Source organism: Pseudomonas sp. R4-35-07 (assembly GCF_003852235.1).
In the GTDB taxonomy this organism is placed as follows: domain Bacteria; phylum Pseudomonadota; class Gammaproteobacteria; order Pseudomonadales; family Pseudomonadaceae; genus Aquipseudomonas.
This window is the reverse complement of sequence record NZ_CP027732.1, coordinates 1048508-1066427: the sequence shown is the minus strand read 5'-3', so window position 1 is coordinate 1066427 and position 17920 is coordinate 1048508. Positions and strand designations below refer to the sequence as shown.

Annotated in this window: 15 protein-coding genes; 10 read left to right on the top strand and 5 right to left on the bottom strand. The window is 61.4% G+C overall.

The window, feature by feature from the left end; all coding sequences use genetic code 11:
- Window positions 1-131: 131 nt before the first annotated feature.
- From C4J89_RS04770 to C4J89_RS04755, 4 genes are all read left to right on the top strand, one after another.
- Window positions 132-1943: a penicillin-binding protein activator gene (locus C4J89_RS04770; protein WP_124413878.1), complete on the top strand. Its 1812-nt coding sequence runs from the start codon at window positions 132-134 to the stop codon at window positions 1941-1943.
- Entirely contained in the window at window positions 1943-2314 is a 372-nt protein-coding gene (locus tag C4J89_RS04765; protein WP_124413877.1) for a YraN family protein, read from the top strand. The genes C4J89_RS04770 and C4J89_RS04765 overlap by 1 nt, the downstream gene beginning before the upstream one ends.
- A 92-nt stretch (window positions 2315-2406) precedes the next feature.
- Entirely contained in the window at window positions 2407-3000 is a 594-nt protein-coding gene (locus tag C4J89_RS04760) for a phosphoheptose isomerase (RefSeq protein WP_024073509.1), read from the top strand.
- Window positions 2997-3578 carry a BON domain-containing protein gene (locus tag C4J89_RS04755; protein ID WP_124361348.1) on the top strand — a complete coding sequence of 194 codons (582 nt, stop codon included), beginning with the start codon at window positions 2997-2999 and terminating at the stop codon, window positions 3576-3578. The genes C4J89_RS04760 and C4J89_RS04755 overlap by 4 nt, the downstream gene beginning before the upstream one ends.
- Before the next feature lie 66 nt (window positions 3579-3644).
- Here C4J89_RS04755 and C4J89_RS04750 read toward each other — a convergent pair whose 3' ends face one another.
- Complete coding sequence (locus C4J89_RS04750; protein WP_124413876.1) at window positions 3645-4418, bottom strand: OmpA family protein; 774 nt, start codon at window positions 4416-4418, stop codon at window positions 3645-3647.
- Window positions 4419-4788: 370 nt separating this feature from the next.
- Here C4J89_RS04750 and C4J89_RS04745 point away from each other — a divergent pair, with 370 nt between their 5' ends.
- The 4 genes from C4J89_RS04745 to C4J89_RS04730 are packed head-to-tail and all read left to right on the top strand — an operon-like array spanning window position 4789 to window position 8231.
- Entirely contained in the window at window positions 4789-5379 is a 591-nt protein-coding gene (locus C4J89_RS04745; protein WP_124413875.1) for a paraquat-inducible protein A, read from the top strand.
- On the top strand, window positions 5376-6020 hold the full coding sequence (locus tag C4J89_RS04740) for a paraquat-inducible protein A (RefSeq protein ID WP_124413874.1): 645 nt from the start codon (window positions 5376-5378) through the stop codon (window positions 6018-6020). The genes C4J89_RS04745 and C4J89_RS04740 overlap by 4 nt, the downstream gene beginning before the upstream one ends.
- Complete coding sequence (locus C4J89_RS04735; RefSeq protein WP_124369679.1) at window positions 6001-7656, top strand: intermembrane transport protein PqiB; 1656 nt, start codon at window positions 6001-6003, stop codon at window positions 7654-7656. Before C4J89_RS04740 ends, C4J89_RS04735 begins: the two co-directional genes overlap by 20 nt.
- Window positions 7657-7670: 14 nt before the next feature.
- Window positions 7671-8231 (top strand): membrane integrity-associated transporter subunit PqiC, encoded by a 561-nt coding sequence (locus tag C4J89_RS04730; RefSeq protein WP_124413873.1) that lies wholly within the window; start codon window positions 7671-7673, stop codon window positions 8229-8231.
- 12 nt (window positions 8232-8243) lie between these two features.
- Here C4J89_RS04730 and C4J89_RS04725 read toward each other — a convergent pair whose 3' ends face one another.
- On the bottom strand, window positions 8244-10973 hold the full coding sequence (locus tag C4J89_RS04725) for a LuxR C-terminal-related transcriptional regulator (RefSeq protein WP_124413872.1): 2730 nt from the start codon (window positions 10971-10973) through the stop codon (window positions 8244-8246).
- Between the two features lie 226 nt (window positions 10974-11199).
- Here C4J89_RS04725 and C4J89_RS27080 point away from each other — a divergent pair, with 226 nt between their 5' ends.
- Both C4J89_RS27080 and C4J89_RS04720 read left to right on the top strand, forming a co-directional pair.
- Window positions 11200-11505 (top strand): transposase, encoded by a 306-nt coding sequence (locus tag C4J89_RS27080; protein ID WP_256681760.1) that lies wholly within the window; start codon window positions 11200-11202, stop codon window positions 11503-11505.
- Window positions 11502-12338: an IS3 family transposase gene (locus C4J89_RS04720; protein ID WP_256681806.1), complete on the top strand. Its 837-nt coding sequence runs from the start codon at window positions 11502-11504 to the stop codon at window positions 12336-12338. The genes C4J89_RS27080 and C4J89_RS04720 overlap by 4 nt, the downstream gene beginning before the upstream one ends.
- A 138-nt stretch (window positions 12339-12476) precedes the next feature.
- On the opposite strand, the gene C4J89_RS04715 is transcribed toward C4J89_RS04720, so the two are convergent.
- The 3 genes from C4J89_RS04715 to C4J89_RS04705 all read right to left on the bottom strand — a co-directional run bounded on the left by C4J89_RS04715 (window position 12477) and on the right by C4J89_RS04705 (window position 17759).
- Window positions 12477-13841 (bottom strand): DUF1329 domain-containing protein, encoded by a 1365-nt coding sequence (locus C4J89_RS04715; RefSeq protein ID WP_124413871.1) that lies wholly within the window; start codon window positions 13839-13841, stop codon window positions 12477-12479.
- A 42-nt stretch (window positions 13842-13883) separates the two neighbouring features.
- On the bottom strand, window positions 13884-15743 hold the full coding sequence (locus tag C4J89_RS04710; RefSeq protein ID WP_124361341.1) for a DUF1302 domain-containing protein: 1860 nt from the start codon (window positions 15741-15743) through the stop codon (window positions 13884-13886).
- Window positions 15744-16076: 333 nt separating this feature from the next.
- Entirely contained in the window at window positions 16077-17759 is a 1683-nt protein-coding gene (locus tag C4J89_RS04705; RefSeq protein WP_124413870.1) for a fatty acid--CoA ligase, read from the bottom strand.
- Window positions 17760-17920 lie beyond the last annotated feature (161 nt).

The following is a 17920-nucleotide window of genomic DNA, read 5'->3' as shown; positions in this document are numbered from 1 at the left end:
GTTTCAGCCATTGTCAGTAAAACGCAACAATTGCACGACCTAAATCCACGGTTTCACGCCACGAACATCGCGCCTGGGCCAGTGCTTGGGTACACTTCCACGCTAATTTGATCGGTATCAGGAACACTTACATGATCGCTTGCCTGCGGCTGCTCTCCGCCCTCTGCCTCGCTGCCTTGCTGGCCGCTTGCGCCAGCTCGCCCTCGTCCAGCCTTGGCGACCTACCACGCACGCCCGACGCCAGTATCGAGCAACTGCTCGAACAGGCCACGGCCGCCAAGACGCCAGAAAAGGCCGCATTGCTGCGCCTGAGTGCGGCTGACCTGGCCTACCAGCAGAACAACCCCGGCCGCTCCTCGCAGATTCTTGCGCAGGTGCCCCTGGATGTCCTGAAACCGGCCGCGCAAGTGTTCGCCAGCACCCTGGCCGCCGAGCTGGCGATGACCCGCAACCAGCCCAAGGCTGCATTGACGGCGCTGAACCACCCCAGCCTGCAAAGCCTGAAGGAGCTGCCGGTCGATCAACAAGTGCGCACCGGCACCGTGCATGCCCGTGCTTATGAAGCCGACGGCCAGACCCTGGCGGCAGCGCGGGAGCGTGTCGCCATGGCGCCGCTGCTCACCGGTGACGCCGCCAACAGCAACCACGAAGCGATCTGGGTGTTGATTGCCGCTCTGCCCGCCGAGCAGCTGCAAGCCACCGGCAACCCGACGCTGGACGGCTGGATCACCCTGGCCCAGGCGGTCAAGGGCGCCGGCACGCTGGAGCAGCAACAAACCGCCATCGACACCTGGCGCGCACGCAACCCGGGCCATCCGGCGGCCGTGCAATTGCCAACGCCCTTGACCAAACTCAAGGAGCTGGCCAGCCAACCGCTGACCAAGATCGCCCTGCTGCTGCCGCAGGAAGGCGCCTTGGCGTCCGTCGGCAAGGCATTGCGTGAAGGCTTCATGGCCGCTCACTACCAGGCCGAACAGGCCGGGCAGAAGCCGCCGGTGATTGAGTTCTACGACAGCTCGCGCCTGACCTCCATCGACGACTTCTACGCCAAGGCCCAGGCTGCCGGCGTGCAGCTGGTGGTTGGCCCGCTGGAAAAGCCACTGGTCAAACAGCTCAGTGCACGTCCGCAATTGCCGATCACCACCCTGGCGCTGAACTACAGCGAAGGCGATCAAGCCCCGGCGCAGTTGTTCCAGTTCGGCCTGGCCGCTGAAGACGAAGCCCGTGAAGTGTCGCGCCGCGCCCGTGCCGACGGCCTGCATCGCGCCGCCGCCATGGTGCCACGTGGCGAATGGGGCGAGCGTGTCTACAAAGCTTTCCGTCAGGATTGGGAAGCCAACGGCGGCACCGTCATGGGTGTCGAGTATGTCGACCAGCCTGTGGCCCTGGCCCAGCAGATCGCCGACCTGTTCCAGCTGCGCAAAAGCGAAGGCCGCGCCAAGAGCCTGCAAAACACCGTCGGCACTGACGTTGCCGCCCAGCCTTCGCGTCGCCAGGACATCGAGTTCATCTTCCTGGCCGTCACCCCGCAACTGGCCCAGCAGATCAAGCCGACCCTGAACTTCCAATACGCCGGTGATGTGCCGGTCTATGCGACGTCCCACGTCTTCAGTGCCAGTGGTGACCGCAACCAGTACCTGGACATGACCAACGTGATGTTCTGCGAAACCCCTTGGTTGCTCAACACCACCGACCCGCTGCGCAACCAGGTCGCCGCACAATGGCCGCAAGCCAATGGCAGCCTGGGCCGCCTGTATGCGATGGGCGTCGATGCCTATCGCCTGGCGCCACGCCTGGGCCAGCTCAAGGCGTTGCCGGACACCCGTGTCGACGGCCTCTCCGGTAACCTGGGCATCAGCGCCAACCAGCGCGTTGACCGTCAGATGCCGTGGGCGAAGTTCGTGGGTGGCGAGATCCAGCGCCTGCCGGATACCCCGCGCTGATGCCCGAGCGGTCCAGCGCACAAAGCGGCAAGGATGCCGAACGCTACGCGCTGAACTATCTGCAACAACAGGGTCTGCGCCTTCTGGCGCAGAACTGGTTATGTAAACGCGGCGAGCTTGATCTGGTCATGCTTGACGGCGATACAGTAGTATTCGTCGAAGTCCGCTACAGGAAACACGCACAATGGGGTGGCGCGCTCGCCAGTATCGATGGGCGCAAGCGTCAAAAGCTGATACTCGCCGCGCAGTTTTTCCTGCAAAAAGAGCATCGCTGGGCCGACAGCCCCTGCCGTTTCGATGTGGTTGCCATGGAAAGCACACCGTCGGGCCCAGCTGACCTGAATTGGCTCAAAGATGCCTTCGACAGCTGACTCACCCGGCACCTTCACCCCACACTTTTGCTCTTTGCTTTGCGGGCTGCACATTTCTGTGCCAAACAGCCGCGCTCATTAAGGTCACACAGATGGACATGCAATCCCGAATTCGCCAGCTTTTCCAGGCCAGCATCGACACCAAGCAACAGGCGATGGACGTACTTGCACCGCACATCGAGCAAGCCAGTCAGGTCATGGTCAACGCCTTGCTCAACGAAGGCAAAATGCTTTCGTGCGGTAACGGCGGCTCGGCCGGTGACGCCCAGCATTTCTCCTCCGAGCTGCTCAACCGCTTCGAGCGCGAGCGTCCGAGCCTGCCGGCGATCGCCCTGACCACCGATTCGTCGACCATCACCTCGATCGCCAACGACTACAGCTACAACGAAATCTTCTCCAAACAGATCCGTGCCCTCGGCCAGCCGGGCGATGTGTTGCTGGCGATTTCCACCAGTGGCAACTCGGCGAACATCATTCAAGCGATCCAGGCCGCACATGATCGCGAAATGATTGTCGTAGCATTGACCGGGCGCGACGGCGGCGGCATGGCCTCGTTGCTGCTGCCTGAGGACGTGGAGATTCGCGTTCCGGCCACTGTCACTGCACGCATTCAAGAAGTCCACCTGCTGGCGATCCACTGCCTGTGCGATCTGATCGACAGCCAACTGTTCGGGAGTGAAGAATGACCGTTAATCGCCTCAGCCTTTTGGCCATCACGCTGTGCCTCGCCATCAGCGGCTGCAGTACGGCAATCACCGCTACACGGGACACCCCCATCCAGGACGACCGGGGCACACGTACCTTCGGCAGCACCATCGACGACTCGCTGATTGAAACCAAGGTCAAGGTCAACGTCGCCAAAGCGGCTACGGACCTGGGCAATGGCGCGTCACGCATTGTGGTCACCAGCTTCAACGGCGTCGTGCTGCTGGCCGGGCAAACCCCGCGCGCCGAACTCAAGGCCCAGGCTGAACAAGCCGCCTCGGCGGTGCAACGGGTCAAGAAGGTGCACAACGAACTGCAGGTCATGGACCCGATCACGCTGCTGGCCATCAGCAACGATGCCTTGCTGACCACCAAGATCAAGGCGCAAATGCTCACCGACAGCGCCGTTCCGGGCTCGCGTATCAAGATCGTCACCGACAACGGCATCGTCTACATGATGGGCCTGTTGACCCAGGCTGAAGCCACTCGCGCCGCCAACCTGGTACAGGGTGTGTCCGGAGTGCAGAAAATCGTCAAGGTGTTCGAATACATCGACTGATGTAACCGCAAGCGCAAAAAAGGGCGCCATGCATTGCTGCACGGCGCCCTTTTTCGTGGCGGTTGTTTACTGGTACTGCGAGTACGGGTTGCCCTGGAACTGGTTGTTCTGTTGTGGCGCCTGTTGCTGGGCACCCGGCTGGCCGTACTGCTGGCCTGGGATCGGGCCGAGGTTCACTTCTACGCGACGGTTTTGGGCACGGCCATTGACGTCAGCGTTACTGGCGATCGGATTATCCGGGCCGGCGCCGCGTGCGCTCAGGTTGGCAGCACTGACGCCCTGGGAGGTCAGGTAGTTGGCCACGCTCTGCGCACGGCGTTGGGAAAGGCCCATGTTCAACTGACGGCTGCCGGTGCTGTCGGTGTAGCCAACGATCTGGATGGTGTTCTGGTTGAACTGCTTGAGGGAGTTGGCCAGGTTGTTCAGCGGCTGGTAGAAGCTGCTGGAGATGGCGTCGGAGTTGGTGGCGAAGGTGATATTGCCGGGCATGATCAGCTTGATCTGGTCACCCTGGCGCTGCACTTCAACTCCGGTATTGGCCATGCTTTCGCGCAGTTTTTTCTCTTGCTGGTCGGCGTAGTAGCCATAGCCGGCGGCGCCGGCACCCGCAACGACTGCGCCGATCAGCGCGCCCTTGCCACGGTTGTTATGGTCGATGGCCGCACCGGCCAATGCCCCGGCCAGCGCGCCGAGGCCGCCGTACTTGGCGGTTTTGCTCATGCCACTTTCGGAACCATTGCCGGCCTGTCCCTGGCTGCCGTCATAAGGGTTGGGTGAAGCGCAGCCGGACAACAGGGCTACGGCGGTGGCGACAACAAGCAGACGACGCGGAGTGAACATGAAGGAAGCTCCTACTTTTGCATTCTGTGATGCAGAGGACATGGGCAACGGACCTGTGCCGGGTTTGGAACATGGCAAGCGGTAAAAATTCCGTGGGCGCCGCTTGCTGGTGTAACAAAGCATAGCGACTTTCGCCTGAGCCAAGGGGATTCAAATGGGGCCGACGCTCATCAATCAAGCACGCACAAAAGGATTCTTACACCTCGCCCAGGCATGTATCCGGACCATGCCCTGGAGTGAGTAACGTCACGCCGCAGCCACAGCCCCGTTCTTCATCGTCTTACAGCCTGCGAGGCTGCTAAGCTACGCAAACGCCATTGAACCCACGGCATGACCCACACCGCAGGCAGTCGCATCTGGAGCAACACGCATGGCGAATCAACAGATCATCTGCGAACACTGCGACTGCGTGTACCAGAAAGTCACGCTCGCCAAACATCAGAAAGCCCTGTGCGTACGCTGCGCCGGGGTACTGCAGCGCTACAACGGCCTGTCGGTGCAACAGCGTCTCGCACTGACGCTCACCGCAGCGGTGTTGTGGGCGTTCGCCAATTTTTATCCGGTGATGAGCATCAGCCTGCAGGGCCTGAAGAACAGCGCGACACTCTGGGATTCGGTGGTTGCGCTGAGCCAGGGGCCGATCACATTCATCGCTTTGGTGGCAGCGATTTCCATGATCATCGCGCCAGTGTTTCAGCTACTGCTGCTGATCTGGGTGTTGAGTTTTGCCCTCTCCGGCAGGCGCTCACCGGCCTTCAAGCTGTGCATGCGCTGGCTGGAAGCCCTCAGGCCCTGGAGCATGCTGGAGGTGTGCCTGTTGGGCGCGATGGTGGCGGTCTTCAAGCTGGCCGGCATGCTCGATGTGATACCCGGCATCGGCCTGTTCGCGCTGGCCGCCCTCAGCCTTTTGCTGATCCGCGTCGCCGGGCGCGATGTGCGTGATCTGTGGGACACCCTATGAATTCACCGCCCACCGCCCGCGAACTCAACCTGTGCCTGTGCCACACCTGCGGCCAGCCGTGCGACATGCGCAGCGAACCCACCGAGTGTGATCGCTGCGGCGCCCCCTTGCACCGGCGCAAGGTTCAGTCCTTGACCCGCACCTGGGCCTACCTGCTCACGGCACTGGCGTTCTATGTGCCGGCGAACATATTGCCGGTGATGAACACCACCATGCTCGGCTCCGGGGCGGACAGCACCATCATGAGCGGCGTGCTGGAATTCTGGCAGCATGGCGCCTGGGACATTGCGCTGATCATTTTCATCGCCAGCATTGCCGTGCCGGGCATCAAGTTCGTGTCCCTGGGGCTGCTGCTGATCACGGTGCAACGCAATAGCCAGTGGGCGCGCAAGGAACGCTCAAAGCTGTTTCGGTTTATCGAGCTGATCGGCTATTGGTCGATGCTGGATGTGATCGTGGTGGCACTGGTGGCCGCGCTGGTGAAGTTCCAGGCCCTGGGCGACATCGAGCCGCGCCTGGGCATTCTGTTTTTTGGTTTGGTGGTCGTGTTCACGATGCTCGCGGCCATGAGTTTCGATCCCCGGCTGATCTGGGAAAATCCACACAATGAGGAGACCTCGGATGAGCTCATCCAAGGCTGATGCTGACACCCCTGCGGGAACACCCGTAATCAAGACGCGTCGCTTCAGCGTTTCGCTGGTTTGGATCGTGCCGATTGTCGCCGTGCTGGTGGGTATCTCCCTGGTGGTCCATAGCGTGCTGCAACAGGGCCCGACCATCACCCTCAATTTCAAGACCGGCAGCGGGCTGGTCGCCAACAAGACCGAGGTCAAGTACCGCAACGTGGTCATCGGCCAGGTCACCGGTGTCGCCTTGAGCGATGACCAGAAAAGCGTCAACGCCACCGTCGAGTTGGCCAAGCAGGCGGAGAGCTTCACCCGCGAAGATTCGAAATTCTGGGTGGTGCGGCCGCGCATCGGCGCCGGCGGCGTGTCCGGCATCGACACCTTGCTCTCCGGCGACTACATCGGTGCCGATATCGGCCAGTCCGACACCCGCGCCAAACAGTTCAAAGGCCTGGAAAACCCGCCGCCCATCACCTATGGCGAGCCAGGCAAACGCTTCACCCTGCATACCCAGGGCCTGGGGTCGCTGGATATCGGCTCGCCGGTCTATTACCGCAAGATCCCGGTCGGCCAGGTCGTTGCCTATGAATTGGACAGCGAGGGCAAGGGCGTGAATATCGAGGTGTTCGTGCATGCGCCCAATGATGCGTACGTCACCGAGAACACGCGCTTCTGGAACGCCAGCGGTGTCGACCTCAGCGTCGGCGCCAATGGCTTCGCGCTGAAGACCGAATCGTTGTCGTCCATGTTGATGGGCGGCGTCTCCTTCCAGGCTCCGCCCTACAACCCCAACGACAAGCCTGCCGAGGAAAACCGCAACTTTGAACTGTTCGAAGACCAGCAAAGTGCCCTCGCCCCGCCCAATGGCAAGGGGCAATACATGGTGCTGCGCTTCGATCAGGCCCTGCGTGGGCTGAAAGTCGACGCACCGGTGGAATTCCTCGGCGTCGAGTTTGGCAAAGTGGTCTCGATCAACCTGGATTTCGATGCCAAAAAGCGCAGCTTCCCGGTCAACGTCGGCATCGTGATCTATCCGCAATTGCTCGGCCAGGCGCACACCAAGCTGCTCAAGGCGATGAACAATAACCCTGACGATGAAGCGGCCGGCGTGCGCCTGATCGGCAGCTTCATCGAAAACGGCCTGCGCGCCCAGGCGCGCAGCGGCAACCTGCTGACCGGTCAGCTGTACATCGCCCTGGACTTCTACCCCAAGGCCGAGAAAGTCGCGTTTGACCCGAACCAGCGCCCCGTGGGCATCCCCACCCTTCCCGGCAACCTGGAACAACTGCAAGAGAAATTCGAAGGCATCGTCAACAAGATCAGCCAACTGCCGGTCGAGCGTATCGCCGGCAATCTCGATGCCAGCCTGGTCGAGCTGCGCAAGGGCTTGGCGCAATTCAATGCCAAGACCCTGCCCGGCGTGCAGACGACCCTGGGCGACGTGAGCAAGACCCTGCAGTCGGCCAGTTCCACCCTGGCCGAAGACTCGCCGCAGCGCGAACAACTGACCCAGACTCTGGATGAACTGGCGCGCATGTCGCGCTCCCTGCGCGAACTTTCGGATTATCTGGGCCGGCATCCGGAGTCGCTGATTCGCGGTCGCGCCGATAATGCCGCGCCCCTTGACCTGCAAGGGCCACCCCGCAAATGACCATTGGAGCCGCCATGACAGTGCCGTTGAAAATCACCCTGGTGACCGCCCTGCTATTGCTCGCGGCATGCCGCAGCGAGCCGATTGCATTCCATACCCTGACCCCGGCGCACTGGGATAACGCCACTCGCACGGAGGGGGGCGGCATCAGCATTGAAAGCATCAGCGTGCCGCCCCAGGTTGACCGTGCGCAGATCGTGATCCGCCAGGGCGACAGTGGCCTGGCGATCCTGGAAACCCAGTGGTGGGCCGCCACCCTCGCCGATGAGCTGAGGAGCGCGCTGGTCGACCAGTTGGCCGGCAGCGATACCCGGCAAGCCGTGTCGTTGCGCGTGGAAGTACAGCGCTTCGATTCGGTGCCTGGGCAATACGCGCTGCTCGATGTGCGTTGGCGCCTCAGGCCGGCTGGCGGCGGTGATCGCCCTGCGCTGACCTGCCGCTCGACCTTGCAGTCACCGGCGGGCCCGAGCATCGATGACGTGGTGGTGGCGCACCAGAACAACCTCAAGCGCTTCGCCGCGCTGATCAACCGCGCTGCAGGCTCGTCTCTGAAGCAGTGCCCGAGCGCGCAATGAACGGTTGTGCAGTCAAGCCAGCAAGCCCATCGACTTGGCCCGCGCCACCGCCTGGGTGCGGCGCTCCACGCCCAGCTTGCTGTTGATATGGCTGGCGTGGGTTTTCACCGTGTGCAGGGAAATGAACAGCTGGTTGCTGATCTCCTGGTTTGAACAGCCTTGGGCGATCAATTGCAGGACCGCCAGCTCCCGTGTACTCAGGGTTTCATGGTGAGGCGCGATCGCGACGACGGCGCCTGCCGGTAGCAGCGCCAGCAATGCCTGGTGCAACGGCTGATGGGGCGGCTTGCCCAACTGCTCGCGCAGCCAATCCGGATAGTCCTCGAGCAACCGCTGGAACGGTTGCAACGCGCCGCCCGCGCCGGCTTCGAGTGCGCGGGCCAATACCGGCCTGGCCTTGGCTTCCTGGCCACACGCCAGCAGCACCTGGGCCTGCTGGGTCAGCGCCATCAGGGCAATCATCTGGCGGCCACTGCCGAGCGCCTGTTGCGCCAGGTCATCAAGCCGTCGCAATGCCCTATCGGGTTGATGGCGAATGGCGTCCAGCGCGGCCTGTTGCAGCTCCACATGTTGTGGCAAGTGCGGATGAAACTCCGGTGCGGCGGCCGCCTGCTCGCCCGTGTAGGTCTGACCCAGCCGCGTCAGCCAGGCATCGGCCAGGTCGGTACGGTCCTGGGCCAGCCACAGCTCGCATTTGATCAGGGTGATCATCGCCAAGTAGTAGATCGGCGGCACGTCCCAGATATGCATCAAGCGCTCAGCCTCGGCCAACTCGGCAAAGGCAGCGGAGAAATCGCCTCGCCGCCCTTCGAAGCTGGCGATCACGCAATGCCCGATCAGCACACTGATATCCCGGCAGGCACGGGCTTCGGTCAGGCCGGCACGCAAACGCGCAAGCCCGGCTTCGGGCTGGTAACGCAGCAGCAGCAGGTAGCCTTCATACAACGACAACCGCGCGCGTACGGCGTACAGCCGCTGGGGTGCCAGCCCCTGCAGGCGCAGCAGGCCCTGGCGCACTTCGTCGAGGGCGCGCAGGATCTCGCCCCGCGCCTGCAGCACCCGTGCCCGGTCGTAATGGGCCAAGGCTTCAAACAGCGGGTTGCCGACGCGCTGCGCCAGTTCCAGGGATTCGCGGTTCAGGCCACGAGCCCGCCACAGATCGGCATCGACGATCGCCAGGTTGGAGAGGGTCGACAGGCACATCAAACGCTGGCCATAACGCTTGTACGGCAGACTCTCCAACGCCTCGTTGCAATAGCGCAGGGTCAATTCGCGGTCCCCTCGCCCACGGGCGATGATCCCGCTCAGTGCCAGCCATTGGGCCAGCATGGATTTTTGCGCGGTGGCCGACGGCGCCGGCAGGAAGCGACTGAGGTAGCCGGACAGCTCCTGCGCCGCATCCAACTGGCACGCCAGTCCCAGCGCCCAGCTGTACAGCACAATCAAGCGCGGGGTGCTGATCAACAGGCTGTCGGGCAAGTCCATCTTCCAGCGCAGCAGCATGCCGACATTCTGCTCGGCCAGCAGCTGTTCTTCAGAGAGGTTCTGCACCAGGTTCGCCGCCACATCCAGGTGCCCGGCCCGCAGCGCCTGCTCCACCGCCTCATCGATCAGGCCCTGGGCGTTGAACCAGCGACAGGCGCGCAGGTGCAGACTGGCCAACGGTAACGTGGCGCTCTTTTCGCGGCGGGCGCGCAACAGGTCGGAAAACAAATGGTGATAACGGTACCAGTGACCGTGTTCATCCAGCGGCACCAAAAACACCTGATGGGCCTGCAGGTAGCGCAGGATTTCCGGGCTGTCATGGGCCTCGCGGACCGCATCGCACAGCTCGCTGCAAAAGCGCTCCTGGGGCGCGGTGTCGTACAGGAACGCTTGCACCTCCGCAGGCAGGCAGTCGATGACCTCTTCCAGCAAGTAATCGCGAATCAGCCCTTCGCCACCGTTCAGGCCCTGCGGCAGGGCGCCGTCATTGCCGGCCTCGGAGGCCGCCAGCAGCCAGAAGCGCAGGCCGGCGACCCAGCCCTCGCTGCGGCGAATCAGGTTTTCCAGGGCCTCGCCCCGTAACGAACTGCTGTGCCGGTCCAGCACGGCCAGAGATTCGTCATGGGTCAGGCGCAGGTCTTGCTCATGCAATTCCAACAGGTGCCGCGACAGGCGCAGGCGCGCCAGGTGCCAGTCCGGGCGCTGGCGGCTGGTGACCAGCACCACCAGGCCAGCGGGCAAATGATTGAGAAAAAACTGCAGGCAACGGTCCAGCACCGGCCCCTGGGTCAGGTGGTAGTCATCCAGCACCAGTAACAGCGGCGCCTGGACAGACAGGTGCACCGTCAGCTCATCGAGCAGGCCATCGAGCCATTCTTCAAAGGCAAAGGGTTGGTGACGCTGGCGCATTTTCAGCAGGCCCAGGGACTGGGCGCCGAGTTGCGGAAAATACTGGCGCAAGCCTTCGAGCAGGCGCTCGAGAAAACGGCCAGGGTCGCTGTCCCGTGGGCTCAGGCCCAGCCACAGATTTTGCCAGTGAGTGGGCAGGCTCTGGCAGAACTCCACCGCCAGGGAACTCTTGCCAAACCCCGCCGGCGCGCTGACCAGCAACAGTCGCCCTTCCAGGCCGGCGCCCAGGCGTTCGCACAGGCGCGGGCGCAGCACGTAGCCATCAGGCAGCGGCGGCCTGTAGAAACGGCCTTCCAGGGTCGGAATCACCGCGCTGGCAGGCCCTTGGATTCGGGACAAATCAGTCATCGCCGGGCTCTTGTAGAAGGCTGTTGTCGGCATTGCAGATGTCCGCAGACTAGCGGTAAAAGCGGCGGGATTGTAGATCTTTGCAACAAATGCCTGAAAAAGAACTGCGACAAAAAATATCCCGCAAACGCCCCAAACAAAAATGTGGGAGGGGGCTTGATCTGGCCTAATGAAATTGGACACATCAATAGGGCGCTATGATGGCGCCCAAATCTAAGGTGTGCAGATGATGCGAAAGTCCTATTCCAGCGAGTTCAAGCTCAACGCCGCAAGCATGGCGCTTGATCAGAACATGCCTGTTCCCGAAATTTGCGCCAGTTTGGATATAGGCCCTACGGCTTTGCGCCGCTGGGTCGAGCAGGTGCGCAAAGAGCGCGCCGGAGCAACAATGGTGGGCACAAAGGCGATTACTGCCGACCAGAAGAAAATTCAGGAACTTCAAACCCTGCTCAGGCAGAAAGATCGGGATATCGAAATCCTAAAAAAGGCCAGTGTTCTCCTGCTTTTGGACTCCAAAGATCATTTCCTCTGATCAGCGAGCTAGGCGAACAGTACGGCATTACAGATTGCTGCCGCGTTTTTGAAGTCAACCGCAGCAGCTACTACGCCTGGCGTCAGCGCCAGGGGAAAATCAACCTGGAGCGCGAAGCGCTCAAGGTTGTTCTAGTTAAGTACCACAAGGCCTCAAGAGGATCGGCTGGAGCGAGAACCCTCTCTGAAGACCTGCGAGGCGCAGGCCATCAGGTGGGGCGTTACATGGCTCGCAGCTTGATGAAGGAAGCCGGGATTGCAAGCCGCCAACGCAGGCCCCATAAATACAAGTCATCAGGCGCGGAGTCTTTAGTGGCTGAGCATGAGCTGGAGCGCGAGTTTTACGTAGCTGACATCAACAAGGTCTGGTGCGCGGACATCACCTATATCCAGCTCGGTAAGCGCTGGCTTTACTTCTCGGTAGTTTTGGATCTGTTTGCCCGCCGAGTGGTGGGATGGTCGTATTCACTGGTCGCCGATGCGACGCTGGCAAGTGAGTCACTGCGCATGGCTGTTGAATTGAGAGGGCGGCCTAAAGGTGTGCTGTTTCATTCCGATCAGGGCTGCCAGTACACCAGCCATAAATTCAGGGCCGAACTGCAGGCACATGAGCTGAAGCAGAGCATGAGTCGAAAAGGCCAGTGCTGGGATAACGCCCCGATGGAGCGTTTTTTTGGCAGTTTGAAGTCCGAGTGGGTGCCCGAGAAAGGTTACAGCTCGGAGTGCGAAGCTCGGGCAGATATCAACCGATATGTGGCGCGCTACAACAGCGTAAGGCGCCACAGTTACAACGGTTACCACTCACCGATAGCGGCGGAAAAGCTAGCGGCGTGAAAACCGAAAAGAATGTCCAAAATTACTAGACCAGAACAGCTTGCCCCCGATGGCGGTGTGTCAGCCAACGCTTAGTTGACTGAACCACCGCTATCGGGGGCAACCCCCCTCCCACAGGGGTATCAACATAGGTTCAGGTTAGCGCACGCCATCCTGGCGCAGGGCCGCTGGAGTGAAGTCGCTGGTGGTGGCGGTGAAGCCGAAGTCATAGGCCTGTTTCTCTTCGTTCTTCATGCCCAGGGCCAGGTAGCGGCCGGACTGCAGGTCGTAGAGGGTTTCCAGGGCATACCACGGCACCTGCTTGTCGTAGTAGTTCTCGGCATGGGCTTCGGCGACGCGCCACAGTTGGCCACGGCCGTCGTAGTGGTCGATCACCGCCGCTTGCCAGGTGTCTTCGTCGATGAAGAAGTCACGCTTGGCGTAGATGTGGCGCTGGCCTTCCTTCAAGGTCGCGACCACATGCCAGACACGGCGCAGCTCATAGCGCGCCAGATCCTGGTTGATATGGCCGGCCTTGATGATGTCGGCGTACTTGAGTTTCGGATCATCGATCTTGTAGCTGTTGGAGGCGATGTAGATTTCCTTCTTGCCTTCCAGTTTCCAGTCGTAGCGGTCCGGCGCGCCGTTGTACATGTCGAGGTTGTCGGAAGTACGCAGGCCATCGGCGGCAGTCCCCGGCCCGTCATAGGACACTTGCGGTGCCCGGCGCACACGGCGCTGACCGGCGTTGTAGACCCACGCCGAACGCGGCTCCTTCACTTGGTCGAGGGTTTCGTGCACCAGCAGTACACCACCGGCCAGGCGCGCCGGCGCGGTGACTTGCTGCTTGAAGTAGAACAGCACGTTGCCTGGGTTTTTCGGGTCGAAGTCCTTCATCTTGTCGCGGAACACGAACTGATCGCGGAAGTACACCAGGCTGTAGGAACCGTTGGTTTGCGGTGTGGCCTGGGTGACCAGGCGGGTGACGCTGCCGCCGCGATAACGGGTGATGTGGTTCCAGATGACTTCCACGCCGCTTTTCGGAATCGGGAACGGCACGGCCGTCTCGAAGTTTTCCAGGCCGTTGCCGCCAGACACCAGGTTGGTGGTGGTGGCGTTTTTCTTGATCGCAGCGAACACCTCCGCCGGCACCGTGGCGCCACGATGGGTCGGATAGACCGGCATCTTGAACGAGTCCGGGTAACGCTTGAACATCGCGTACTGCCCCGGCGCCAGCTTGTCTTTGTATTGCTCGACGTTTTGCGCGGTGATGGTGAACTGCGGTTGTTCGCTGGCATAAGGGTTGGCCAGGAAACCTTTGGCATCCACGGCGCCGGCGTTGGTCGGCATCGGCGTCCATTTCGGGATGGTGCCGGCCGCGTTACCGGCCATTTCGGCGCCCATCGGGGTCAGGCTGGTGCCGAGCTTGGCCGCTTCATCCGCCGAGACCGCCGCCATGACGTTGCTCGCCAGGATCGACAGCCCAAGCACACCCATGTGCAACAGACTTTTAGTTATTTTCATACTCTGGTCTTCCTGAATACATGCCACTTGAAAAGAGTGTGCTTAGAAGTTGGCGCCAAAGCTCAACGCGACAAAGTCACGGTCATCCACGGTGCTGAACTTGCCACCAAAGAAGTTGGTGTAGGCCAGGCTCGCGGTGTAGGTGTTCTGGTATTCGGCATCCAGGCCCAGGCTGACCGCCTTGCGCCCTTCTTCGAAGTTGGCGCCAGGGCCCGGCGAGTAACCTTTGACGTCATGGGACCAGACCACGTTGGGCTTGAGGTTGACGCCGGCGAACACGTCCGGGTATTCCCAGATGGCACGGGCGCGATAACCCCAGGAGGTTGCCGTGGTGTAGCCGTCGTTGTTGCAGTTGGTGTTCAGGCCCGCCGCATTGGGCAAGCCGGCGCCGTTGGCGGTGGAGTTGTTAAGCGCGTTGCAGAACCCACCTGGCAAGGTGCCGGGACCGAATACCGGATCGCGGCCATAGCGCGCCTGGGATTTGCTTTCCAGGCCACCCACGTGGGTCACGCCGATTTCACCCACGGTGGTCAGGCGGCTGGCGCCCATCACCTGGTCGAAGAAGTGCGTGAAGGTGGTCTGGAACTGGGTCACTTCCTTGCGGTTGTAACCGTGCAGGTCCTGGCCTGGCGAGCCCTTGAGCACCGACGCGTTGCCAAAGCCCGGGATCGGCGTAACGCCGGCAAACAGGATATCGGTGGTGCTCAACTGCACCGGCGCATTCGGACGGTAGCTCAACTCACCGCTCCAGGCGGTGCCGGTAGGCAGGGTGGTGGAGAAGCTCAAACCGTAGAGGCGGATATCTTCCGGGTACTCGACGAAGTAGTTGGAGCTGCCCGCCACGATCAACGGACGCAAGGCCCCCAGCGGACCCAGTGGACGGGTGTAGGCCGACGACGGCGCACCCTGTGCACTGAAGATCGGCGCACGGCTGTGGTAGTTCATGAAGTAGGCGCCGAATTCGGTATCCAGCGGCTCGAAGTTGTAGTGCATGGCCATGCCGAACTGGCCGCTGTCGCGGGCATCGCGGTCGGGGCCACGGCGCACGAGCACGCCTTCGCTGTTCACGTCAACACCCAGGGCGCCCAACGTCGGCAATGCGGCGGCGGGGATGGTCGAGCGCTTGTTCAGTACCCGCAGGTTATTGCTGCAGCCATCGGAAATCACGTCCGGCTGGGAGAAGAAGGTGCCGCAGTTATCGGTGACGGTCTGGTCCCATTCCAGCTGGTAAAACGCCTCGGCCGACAGGTTGTCGGTGAGTGTCTGGGACACGTAGAACATGTTGACCGGAATCAGGCCTTCCTTGATTTCGGCCCCTGGACGACGAAACGCCGACACGTCGATCGGGTTGATGGAGTTGATACCGCCGCCAATGAAGGTGCTTTCGCCCCAGCTCACCACCTGCTTACCAAACCGCACGGAACCCGGTGCGTCGGCGATCGAGTAGTTGTGGTAGACGAACGCATCGAGGATCTGCCCGCCCGATGACTTGGCGCCTTCCTTGCGGTTGTTGTCGCTGATGTCCTTGAACAGACGGCTTTCGTCCTTGAGCTCAAAGTCGTACCAGTACTTGCCACGCACAAACACACCGGTGTCGCCGTACTTCAGTTCCAGGTCGTGGATGCCCTTGAAGATCTTCGAGAACGTTTCTCCGCGCTTGAAGTTCAGGTGCCCGTCATCGGAGGTCTGGGACAAGCCCTTGCCGCCGTTGTTGGCGCCGATAAGGTCGCGATTGGCCTTGGACGTGCTCCAACTGGCGCCTACCGACAGGGATGAGTCAAAACTCCCTTCGATTTCACCGATGTTGAAACTGACGCCGAATGCGGGCCCGGCGAGCGTAGAAGCGAGACTGACGGCCAGGGGCAGTCGTGCCCGGCGCCAGAACTGGTTTACTGAGGTCATCGACGCTACTCCATGTGCATTTTATTGTTATGGCAGTGAGCTCTTTCGGAAGATGCATGTAACGGCCGGGATACAACGATTCCAATGCCGAGCGACAACCAGGCGACCCTCGCCCGAAGCGCAACATCCACGAAAAACTCTGGAAGGGACTATAGCCAGCAGGGGGTAGTGCTTGATCCCTCTAAAGTGTGATTTGCATCACCAACCCGTCTGCCACGACCCTTTCGCCACGCCGACGAAGGTCGACGCGGCAAGGATGGCTGAAATTCGGCAAATCACAAGTAAAGGCTTGAGATAGAGCAGCGCGCGCCCGAACGGGCGCGGCGAGCGGTGTCAGAGGGTCGACAGGAAGGTGCTGTTGTTGGCCTGCCATTGGATGATGTCGATACGGATACGTTTTTTGTCGAGCTTGCCGACGCTGGTCTTGGGAATTTCCGTAACAACGGCGATCTGGCTCGGAATCGCCCACTTGCTCAAGTGGCCCAATTCAACGAACGGCTTGAGGTGTTCCTTGAGCTCACGGGCGCCTATCACATGGCCATCACGCAGCACCAACAGGGCAAACGGGCGCTCGCCCCACTGCGGGTCGGCAATGCCCACCACCGCTACTTCACGTACCGCCGGGTGACGGCTGACCAAGTCTTCCAGGGCCAGGGAGGAGATCCATTCGCCACCGGTCTTGATCACGTCCTTGATGCGGTCACGAATATCGATCACGCCGAACGCGTCCAGGGTGGCGACATCGCCGGTGTGCATCCAGCCACCGGCCCACAGCTCGGCGCCCTTTTGCGGCTCGTTGTAATAGCCTTCGGTGAGCCAGGGCGCACGCAGTACCAGTTCGCCCTGGGATTCGCCGTCGGCAGGCAAAAAGTTGCCGTCGGTGTCCATGATCGCCGCTTCCACCAACGGGCCGGGCACGCCAGCCTTGATGCGGTAGGTGGTGCGTTCATCTTCGCTGCCGGCCATCAGCTCGGCATTGAGGTGGGCACAGGACACCAGCGGCCCGGTCTCGGACATCCCGTACGCGGCCGTCAACTGAATGCCACGGGCCTTGGCGGCTTCGTACAGCGAACGGTTGAGCGCGCTGCCGCCGATGACGATTTTCCAACCGCCGAAATCCACGCCCTGGGCGGCCTTGGCATTGAGCACCATTTGCAGGATGGTCGGCACGCAGTGCGAAAAGGTGACCTTTTCCTGGCGCCACAGCGCCACCAGGTATTCGGGGTCGTAGCGGCCGGGGTAGACCTGCTTCAGGCCGAGCATGGTCGCCACATACGGCAGGCCCCAGGCGTGTACGTGGAACATCGGCGTGATCGGCATGTACACGTCGTTGGTGCCAAGCAAACGCACGCTGTCGACGCTGCCCATGATGGTGGCCACGCCGATGGTGTGCAGCACCAGTTGGCGGTGGGTGAAATACACGCCCTTGGGATTGCCGGTGGTACCGGTGGTGTAGAAGGTGGTGGCAACGGAATTCTCGTCGAAATCCTCGAAGGTGTACGTCGGGCTCGCTGCGGCCAGCAGGGTTTCGTACTCGCCCACCAGGTTGGGCAGGTCGGCGGTCTTGCTGTCGTCGTCGGTGATCAGCAAGGTCTTGTCGACGCTGGTGAGTTGCCCGGCGATGGCTTGGTAAAGCCCCACGAACTCGCTGTTGACCAGCACAAAGCGGTCGTCGGCGTGGTTCATGGTGTAGAGGATCTGTTCCGGCGACAGGCGCACGTTGATGGTGTGGATCACCGCGCCGATCATCGGGATGGCGAACATGCATTCCAGGTAACGATGGCTGTCCCAATCCATCACCGCCACCGTGTCACCGGCCTTGACCCCGGCTTCGGTCAGCACATTGGCCAGGCGCGCGACGCGCTCGATCAAGGTCGGGTAGGTGTAGCGCAGTTTGTCGCGGTAGATGATTTCCCGGGTCTTTTCGTAACGGGTCCCGGACATCAACAGGCGTTTGATCAACAGCGGGTACTGGTAAGCGCCTTCGGCGGGGGGAATGACACGGGTCTGCAACATACGAATCCCTTTTATGACTGCGCGGTCTTGGCGTGAAGACCTGCACTGTAGAGACGTTATGTTTCAGCTAAATCAGCCAAAGGAATGATTTGCAGGGCCCAGTAAATGCTAGCTTTTAGCCATCATCTTGAACCCACTGAGGTCCAATGTGGGAGGGGGCT